Raw genomic sequence first — 8,891 nt, 5'->3', positions numbered from 1 at the left:
CATATTTTGCAAGATTTTCGATAAATATTTTGCAAAAAATCTTAAAGAAATCTGATAAATAAAGAACTTTGACAAAAGAATCATAAAAATGAAAACGTTCATAAAACTCGATTAAAGATTAATTACACAAGAAGCGTTGTGATAGAAAACGGTTTATAATATAATGTTTACATGAATAATTACTAGTAGTTATGAAATAATCATTATTTAAGAGACGTCTTAATGGTTATGATTATTTCAAATTTGTGTGTGGCAAAAGCCCTGAGAGAGAAAAGGAGAATGACAAAATGGCAATTCCAAATTTACAAGTTGCATTAGACCATTTACGTATCGAAGATGCGTTGAAAGATGCACTTGCTGTTGGTAATGAAGTAGACATTATCGAAGCTGGTACAATTTTAATCTTGAATGAAGGGGACAAAGCAATCAAATGCTTACGCAATACTTTCCCTGATAAAGTTGTCATTGCAGATACAAAATGTGCCGATGCTGGATCAACAGTTGCTAAAAACTGTAAAGATGCTGGTGCCGACTGGATGACTGTCATTTGCTGTGCTACCATCCCTACTATGAAAGCTGCTCAAAAAGAAATTGGCACTTTACAAGTAGAATTATATGGTGACTGGACATTTGAACAAGCAGAGCAATGGCGTGAAGCTGGTATCGACCAAGTAATCTATCACCAAAGTCGTGACGCTCTATTTGCTGGAGCAACTTGGACAGAAAGTGACTTGAACAAAATCAAACGTTTAATCGAGATGGGATTCAAAGTTTCTGCAACTGGTGGATTAACAAAAGATACATTGAAAGTATTCGAAGGTATCGATATTTATACATTCATTGCTGGACGTGGAATTTACGCTACAGAAAATCCTGCACAATCAGCTCGTGAATTTAAAGAAGAAATTAGAAGAATTTGGGGCTAATCTCAAGGAAGGAAAGAAAGAATAATGGCAAACATTAAAGATGTAACAAAAGAATCATGGATTCTATCAACATTCCCAGAATGGGGTACATGGTTAAACGAAGAAATCGAACGTGAGGAAGTTAAACCAGGAACATTCGCTATGTGGTGGTTAGGATGTACAGGTATCTGGTTAAAATCAGAAAAAAACACTAACATCCTTTGTGACTTATGGTGTGGAACTGGTAAACGTAGCCACGGAAACGGAAAAATGAAAACTGGACACCAAATGCAACGTATGAGCGGTTGCCAAAACTTACAACCAAACTTACGTACACAACCATTTGTTATCGATCCATTTGAAGTGAAAAATGTAGATGCTTTAGTAGTAACTCACATTCACTCAGACCACTTAGATATCAATACAGCAGCAGCAGTTGCTAATAACTGTCCAGAAGCTAAATTCGTTGGACCACAAGAAGTAGTAAACACTTGGTTAGGTTGGGGAGTTCCAGCTGAACGTACAATCGTTGTACACCCAGGAGACTCAGTTAAAATCAAAGATATTGAAATCGTTGCTTTAGAAGCATTTGACCGTACAGCTTTAGTAACTGCTAAAGATGGCGAAGTATTAAAAGGTAAAATGCCTCAAGATATGGACGAAATCGCAGTTAACTACTTATTCAAAACAAGTGGTGGTAACTTATACCATGCTGGTGACTCTCACTACTCAAACATGTTTGCTAAACATGGTAACGAACACGAAATCGATGTGTGCTTAGGTGCATACGGTGAAAACCCTCGTGGTATCACAGATAAAGTGACTTCAGTTGATATGTTACGTATGGCTGAATCATTAAACGCTAAAGTTGTTATTCCAGTTCACTATGATATCTGGGCTAACTTCCAAGCAGATCCTAAAGAAATTACAGAAATCTGGAAATTCAAAAAAGATCGCTTAGAATATAAATTCAAACCATTCATTTGGCAAGTAGGTGGTAAATACACTTACCCAACAGATAAAGATAAATTAGAATTTAACTTCTATCGTGGATTTGACGACGTATTCTCAGTAGAAAACGACGTTCCATTCCCATCATTCTTATAATATTAACATCCTGATTGACCGTTACTACGGTAACGGTCAAATCTTAAAATATGGATGAATACGATTTCTTAAATAAAATCGTCAAAAAGGAGTTTTATCAGTGTTAAAAGAAATTATTCAAAACAATCGTTTTAGTTTCCAAAAAGGTTTTTCTTCTTGGGAAGATGCGATTCGCACAGCGTGTCAACCATTGTTAGACCAAAACATTATTACAGCTGACTATCCAGGTTACATTATTAATAATGTTCACGAATTTGGTCCATACATTGTAATCGCACCAGAAATTTGCATTCCACATGCACAAGAAGGAAAAGGTGTTAACGAAACAGCGGTTGCCTTCATGAACGTTGAAGAGGCAGTTGACTTCGGACCTAGTTCTGAATATAAACCTCGTTTATTCTTTGTTTTAGCTTCGACTGACAATGAAAAACATTTAGGCAATTTATCAGAACTTGTAACATTAGTTGAAGATGAAAATATCATCAATGCTTTTGTTAATGCACGTTCAAAAGAAGATCTAGAAAATATTTTACAAGGAATAGGTGAATAATATGGAATTCTTATTTGGTTTTTGGCAGTTCTTCTATACAAACATTTTTACTAAACCACAATACTTTGTAGGTTTAATCGTTTTAGTAGGTTACTTATTATTAGGTCGTAAATGGTATGACGCATTAGCTGGTTTTATTAAAGCAGTTGTTGGTTATATGATCTTAAACGTAGCAGCTGGTGGATTAGTTTCAAACTTCCGTCCAGTATTAGCAGCTTTAGGTGACCGTTTCGGTTTACAAGCAGCAGTTATTGACCCATATTTTGGTCAAGCAGCAGCAGAAGCAGCTTTAAAACAAGCTGGTCATGCAACAGGTTTAACAGTACAAGTACTTTTAGTAGCATTCTTAACTAACTTAGCACTTGTAATTTTCCGTAAATTAACTAAAGTACGTACTGTTTTCATTACTGGTCACATCATGGTTCAACAATCAGCTACAGCTACTTGGTTAATGGCTTTAGCATTAGGTGACAATGTACAACAATTACAATTTGTTGTTTTATTAGGTATCGTATTAGGTGTATATTGGGCAGTAGCTTCAAACTTAACAGTAGAAGCAACTCAAGAACTAACGGAAGGTGGCGGATTCGCAATTGGTCACCAACAAATGTTCGGGGTTTGGTTAGTAGATAAATTTGCACACAAATTCTCTGGTAAAAATGACAAGAAAATTGAAGATTTAGAATTACCAGGATTCTTATCAATCTTTAAAGAATCAATCGTAGCAACTTCAATCTTAATGGTAGTGTTCTTCGGAGCTATCTTATTAGTATTAGGTAAAGATTACTTAGTAAGCGTAAACGGTCAAGAAATCGTAGTTATGGCTTCTAAATTCAAAATGGCTACATTAAAAGAAGGCGACAACTTCTTCTTCTACATTTTACAAATTGCTTTAACATTTACAGTTTATGTACAAATTTTACAATTAGGGGTTCGTTTATTCGTTGCTGAGTTATCAGAAGCGTTCCAAGGTATCTCTAACAAATTATTACCAGGTTCTATGCCAGCCGTTGACTGTGCTGCTGTATATGGATTTGGTTCACCAAACGCAGTAACAGTTGGTTTCTTATTCGGGGTTTTAGGACAAGTAGTAGCAATCTTAGGATTAATCGTGTTCAAATCTCCAGTATTAATCATCACAGGTTTCGTTCCTGTATTCTTTGACAACGCAACATTTGCAGTATATGCTAACCACAAAGGTGGTTTACGTGCTGCTTCAGTTATGTCATTCTTATCAGGTTTAATCCAAGTTTTAGGTGGTGCAGTTGCCGCTGGAGCATTCGGATTAGCAGCATTCGGTGGATGGCATGGTAACTTCGACTGGGATACAGTTTGGGTTGGATTCGGATTCTTAATGCAACACTTCCAATACATTGGATTAGGTATCGTATTAGTAATTCTTTTAGCAATCCCTCAATTACAATACAGCCGTAACAAAGAACATTACTTTACAATTGCAGAAGATTACGAAACATATTTAGAAAATAAACAAGCTTAATTAGTTTTAAACAGAAAAATTTTATTATAAAATAGGTAACGGGTAAGAATGACTTACCCGTTATCAAATTCTAAAGGAGAGATATCAATGAAAGTATTAGCAGCATGTGGAAGTGGAATGGGATCAAGCCAAATTATTAAAATGAAATTAACAAACGTATTCCGTAAATTAAATATTCCGTTGGAAGTTCATCACTGTGCAGTATCAGAAGCAAAATCATCAGCTAAAAGCTATGACATGGTAGTTGTTTCATCAGCATTATTAGAAATCTTCGACGGATTAGATTTACCAAACACTAAAATCGTTGGTTTACAAAACTTATTATCAGAAAAAGAAATGACTGAAAAAATTTCAGCAGCTTTAGAGCTTTAATTAAAAAGGAGTCTTTTTTATCATGGCATATGAAGCGTTAAAACAACGTGTTCTTGAAGCAAACTTATTATTACCAAAACACAATTTAGTATTATTCACTTGGGGTAATGTTTCAGAATACGACCGTGAAGCTGGCGTTATCGCTATTAAACCTTCAGGGGTAGAATATGATGTAATGAAAGCAGAAGATATTGTTATTGTAGATATCGATGGAAACAAAGTCGAAGGAGCTTTAAAACCATCTTCTGATTTGGATACACACTTAGAAATTTACCGTAATTTCCCAGATGTTAATGGGGTAGTTCATACTCACTCAACATGGGCAACTACAATGGCTCAAAATGGTCAAGAAATTCCAGCATTTGGTACAACACAAGGAGATTATTTCTACGGAACAATCCCATGTACTCGTGCAATGACTGATGCAGAAATCAAAGGAGCTTACGAGTTAGAAACAGGTAAAGTAATCGTTGAAACATTTAAAGACAAAGATCCTAATGCAATTCCTGGTGTATTAGTATTCAACCATGGACCATTTGCTTGGGGTAAAGATGCTTTTGATGCAGTTCATAACATTACTGTTTTAGAGCAAGTTGCTAACATGGCTTGGCATAACTTAGTATTAAATCCAAACTTACAACCAATGTCTCAAACAATTTTAGACAAGCACTATTTACGTAAACATGGTGCAAATGCATATTATGGACAAGGGTAGGAGTTAAGCATGTACGAATTAGGACTATATGAAAAATCAATGCCAAACACATTATCATTTAAAGAAAAATTAGAAACTGTTAAAGCAACTGGTTTCGATTTCTTAGAAATGAGTGTGGATGAAACTGATGAAAAATTAGCTCGTTTAGAGTGGACGAAAGAAGAACGTCTTGAACTTGTTAAAACAATGTATGAAACAGGCGTATCTATTCGTTCTATGTGTTTAAGTGGACACCGTAAATATCCATTTGGATCACATGACGCATCTGTACGTGAACGTAGTATGGAAATCATGGAAAAAGCAATTGAATTAGCAGATGACTTAGGTATCCGTGTGATTCAATTAGCTGGTTATGATGTATACTATGAAGAAGGCGATGCTGATACATTAGAATTCTTTATCGATAACTTGAAAAAAGCTACTTTATTAGCAGCTCAAAAAGGAATCGTTTTAGGATTCGAAACAATGGAAACTCCATTTATGAATACAGTGGAAAAATCAATGCGTTTTGTAAACTTAGTAGATTCACCTTATTTACAAGTTTATCCAGATTCAGGAAACTTAAAAAATGCTTCTTTAGAACCTGGTGCGAAAAATGTTTATGAAGATATCGAGTTAGGGAAAGGTCACATTGTGGCTGCTCACTTAAAAGAAACAATACCTGGACATTATCGTGAAATTCCTTTTGGAACTGGACAAATTGATTTCAAGAGAATGGTGGACACTTTCTTATCAATCGGTGTTCGTCGTTTCACTGGCGAATTCTGGTATGTTGGACAAGAAAATTGGTTAGAGGATATTCATTTCGCAAACAAATTCTTACGTTCATATTTCCCAGAAAAATAATTAAGAATTTAATGTAACATCCTTAGAGTGTCTAGGGATGTTTTTTTACGTATAAGTTAATAACTAGATTATACCTCCCTGGTTTGTTGCAGCGCCGCCAGCAGCCTCGCTTGCGAGTCTCATGGCTAAAATTCGAGCCTGTAGTCTCGAATTTTGCGGGAATATATATTTATATATATTCCTTTTGCAACTGAGGAAGGTATAATCTATTCATTCACTTTAATTATTTATGTCATTTATTGTATTAGAATACTTATTTTACGTACGGATTCAGAATATATAGAAAATACTCTATAGTAGCACAAGCAATAAAAGTAGAGATATCTACTTTTATTGCAGGGAAACTTTGAGACCTAGGCTCAAAGTTTAGCCATGAGACAGCTTTAGCTGGCTGCTGGCGACCTTGCTACTATGTCCACAGTATTTTCTATGTATTCTGAGTCCTATGCATTGTCTTTATTTTTCTTTCCAAACCGTTTAAAATAAGGATAATGATACGTAAAAGAGGGGAGTGAGTTTGTTGTATTCTTATATGCAAAAGTGTATTGATAAAAATTATAAACCAATTACAAAGCACGATTTGATTCATAAATTTTCCCAGTTAGGAATTAAACGTGGGGATACTTTATTAGTTCATGCTTCTTTGTCTTCATTAGGATATGTGGTTGGTGGGACTGAAGATTTATATCTGGCGTTAAGGGAAGTTATTGGAGAGAAGGGAACGATTGTAGTTCCTTCTCAAACGGTTGAAATATCAGATCCTGCTAGTTGGCAATATCCTCCAGTTCCAGATGAATGGCATGCTGTAATTCGTGATGCTATGCCTGCATATTCTAAGGAGTTATCGTATAGTAAAGCGATGGGAGCTTTTAGTCAATTTATTGGTATTTTGCCAGAATCCATTCGAAGCAATCATCCTATGTATTCTTTCACAGCAATCGGAGAGAAAGCGAATGAAATTATTGGACAGGATTCATTTGATTTCCCATTTGGAGACGAATCGCCATTAGGAAGACTGTATTCTATTGGTACTAAAATATTAATGATTGGAACTGATTTTGAAACGAATACGTCACTTCATTTGGCAGAAAATCGGTTGAATAGAGAGGTCATTTATGAAAGAAGTAAAATAGTAACGGAAGATGGAGAAAAATGGATTTCGTTTAAAAATATCGAATTAGATTTATATGATGACTATTTAGAAATTCAAAATAGATTCATGGAACAGCATTTAGTTGCTAAAACAACTATCAATGAAGGTTCTGTATCCTTATTCGACATGAAAGAATGCGTTGATGTTGCGCAACATTATTATCAATTAAAAGAATGAGAAATAGTGTTTTACGTACAGATTCAGAATACATAGAAAATACAAATACAGTAGCAAAAGCAATAAAAGTAGCGATAGTTACTTTTATTGCAGGGAAACATCGAGACCTAGGCTCGATGTTTAGCCATGAGACCGCAGGGCTGCTGGCGACCTTGGTACTATATCAATAGTATTTTCAATGTATTCTGAAGAAGTTAAAGAGCAAAATGCCTTTTCAAACTATCACGAAAATACCCGAACGTCACAAAACAAAACGTTCGGGTATTTCTATTGTTCTTGATGTTATTTTTCTTTCCATAACTACCAAACATTTATCATTCGTGTTTTCATATATCTATTGTTCGTGTTTTACGCGTTTACATAGTTTGAAAATGAATTATTTTTATGAAAATTCATCTAAAAATGTATTTTTAGATAGAAATCACTTGTAATTATCGTTCGGATTTTGTATGATTGTACTTGAGGTTGAGAGTTCAATCTTGTAGAAAACATATCTTAGGGGGATATATTTTATGAAGAAGTCTTTTTGGTCAAAATTAGCACTTGGAGTATCAGCAGCAGCTTTACTTGCAGCTTGTTCAAGTCAATCAAGTGATTCAGGTTCTAAAGGAAATGGATCGAAAAAAATTGATACATTAAAGGTTGCATTTGTACCTTCTCGTGATCCAGAAGCGATTGTAACGGCTACTGAGCCATTGAAAGAATTATTGAAGAAACAATTAGCTGATGAAGGTTATACAGTGAATAATGTTGAAATCAATGTTGGTACAAGCTTTGATGCAGTAGGGGAAGCTTTAGCATCAGGAACTGCTGATGTAGGGTTCATTCCTGGTGGTACTTATGTATTATTTGACAAAGAGGTAGACGTATTATTAACAGCAACTCGTTCTGGTTTGGAAAAAAATTCTTCTAATGCAAAAGATTGGAACGATGGTCAAGAATCAAAACGTTCTAAAGATCAAGTTACTTCATACAAAGGATTAGTAATTGCTGGACCAACTGAAAAAGGGAAAGCAATCGCTGAAAAAGTAAACAGCGGTAAAGATATTTCATGGGATGATTTAAATTCAGCAAACTGGGGAGTTTTAGGAACTTCTTCTTCTTCAGGATATATTTATCCTACATTATGGCTACAAGATAAATTCGGTAAAAATATTTCAGATTTACAAAATGTTGTTCAATCTGATTCATACGCTTCATCTGCCGCTCGTTTAGCTTCAGGACAAATTGATATTATGGTTGGATATGCTGACTTACGTTCTGACTATGCTAAAAAATGGACAAGCGAATATGGACGTTCAGAAGAAATTTGGAAAGAAACAAATGTAATTGGTGTAACTCCAGATATTTATAACGATACAATTTCAGTAAGTAAATCGTCTCCAGTTGTAGACGACTCATTCAAAGAAGCTTTTGCTAACGCAATGATCAAATTAGCTGAAACTGATGAAGGTAAAGAAGTCATTAAGATTTACTCTCATTCAGGATATAAGAAAGCTAATGCCTCTGATTACGATAAAGAACGTGAAGCTCAAAAAGTTCTTAAAAAATTAAAATCAGGTAACTAA

General features: G+C 34.9%; 9 protein-coding genes. All 9 read left to right on the top strand.

Annotated elements, in window-relative coordinates:
• Positions 1-287: 287 nt before the first annotated feature.
• The 9 genes from RWZ86_RS00385 to RWZ86_RS00345 all read left to right on the top strand — a co-directional run bounded on the left by RWZ86_RS00385 (position 288) and on the right by RWZ86_RS00345 (position 8,891).
• Complete coding sequence (locus RWZ86_RS00385) at positions 288-926, top strand: 3-keto-L-gulonate-6-phosphate decarboxylase UlaD (RefSeq protein ID WP_314679040.1); 639 nt, start codon at positions 288-290, stop codon at positions 924-926.
• 24 nt (positions 927-950) lie between these two features.
• Positions 951-2,012 (top strand): L-ascorbate 6-phosphate lactonase, encoded by a 1,062-nt coding sequence (gene ulaG, locus RWZ86_RS00380; RefSeq protein WP_006702638.1) that lies wholly within the window; start codon positions 951-953, stop codon positions 2,010-2,012.
• A gap of 100 nt (positions 2,013-2,112) precedes the next feature.
• Positions 2,113-2,562, top strand: coding sequence for a PTS sugar transporter subunit IIA (locus RWZ86_RS00375; RefSeq protein ID WP_314077659.1), 450 nt, complete (start codon positions 2,113-2,115; stop codon positions 2,560-2,562).
• 1 nt (position 2,563) lies between these two features.
• On the top strand, positions 2,564-4,060 hold the full coding sequence (locus tag RWZ86_RS00370) for a PTS ascorbate transporter subunit IIC (protein ID WP_314679039.1): 1,497 nt from the start codon (positions 2,564-2,566) through the stop codon (positions 4,058-4,060).
• Between the two features lie 87 nt (positions 4,061-4,147).
• Positions 4,148-4,432 (top strand): PTS sugar transporter subunit IIB, encoded by a 285-nt coding sequence (locus RWZ86_RS00365; protein ID WP_006702641.1) that lies wholly within the window; start codon positions 4,148-4,150, stop codon positions 4,430-4,432.
• A gap of 22 nt (positions 4,433-4,454) precedes the next feature.
• Positions 4,455-5,147 (top strand): L-ribulose-5-phosphate 4-epimerase, encoded by a 693-nt coding sequence (locus RWZ86_RS00360; RefSeq protein WP_314679036.1) that lies wholly within the window; start codon positions 4,455-4,457, stop codon positions 5,145-5,147.
• Between the two features lie 9 nt (positions 5,148-5,156).
• On the top strand, positions 5,157-5,993 hold the full coding sequence (locus RWZ86_RS00355) for an L-ribulose-5-phosphate 3-epimerase (RefSeq protein ID WP_314679035.1): 837 nt from the start codon (positions 5,157-5,159) through the stop codon (positions 5,991-5,993).
• Between the two features lie 511 nt (positions 5,994-6,504).
• Positions 6,505-7,323 carry an AAC(3) family N-acetyltransferase gene (locus RWZ86_RS00350; protein ID WP_314679034.1) on the top strand — a complete coding sequence of 273 codons (819 nt, stop codon included), beginning with the start codon at positions 6,505-6,507 and terminating at the stop codon, positions 7,321-7,323.
• A gap of 512 nt (positions 7,324-7,835) precedes the next feature.
• On the top strand, positions 7,836-8,891 hold the full coding sequence (locus RWZ86_RS00345) for a PhnD/SsuA/transferrin family substrate-binding protein (protein ID WP_314679031.1): 1,056 nt from the start codon (positions 7,836-7,838) through the stop codon (positions 8,889-8,891).

This window comes from uncultured Granulicatella sp., from assembly GCF_963545075.1.
GTDB lineage: Bacteria > Bacillota > Bacilli > Lactobacillales > Aerococcaceae > Granulicatella.
This window is presented reverse-complemented; position numbering and strand designations above follow the sequence as displayed.

Bases quoted from the DNA above. Each gene is read 5' to 3' on its own strand.
- RWZ86_RS00385 (WP_314679040.1), top strand. From the start codon at position 288: ATGGCAATTCCAAATTTACAAGTTGCATTAGACCATTTACGTATCGAA.
- ulaG (WP_006702638.1), top strand. From the start codon at position 951: ATGGCAAACATTAAAGATGTAACAAAAGAATCATGGATTCTATCAACA.
- RWZ86_RS00370 (WP_314679039.1), top strand. From the start codon at position 2,564: ATGGAATTCTTATTTGGTTTTTGGCAGTTCTTCTATACAAACATTTTT.
- RWZ86_RS00365 (WP_006702641.1), top strand. From the start codon at position 4,148: ATGAAAGTATTAGCAGCATGTGGAAGTGGAATGGGATCAAGCCAAATT.
- RWZ86_RS00360 (WP_314679036.1), top strand. From the start codon at position 4,455: ATGGCATATGAAGCGTTAAAACAACGTGTTCTTGAAGCAAACTTATTA.
- RWZ86_RS00355 (WP_314679035.1), top strand. From the start codon at position 5,157: ATGTACGAATTAGGACTATATGAAAAATCAATGCCAAACACATTATCA.
- RWZ86_RS00345 (WP_314679031.1), top strand. From the start codon at position 7,836: ATGAAGAAGTCTTTTTGGTCAAAATTAGCACTTGGAGTATCAGCAGCA.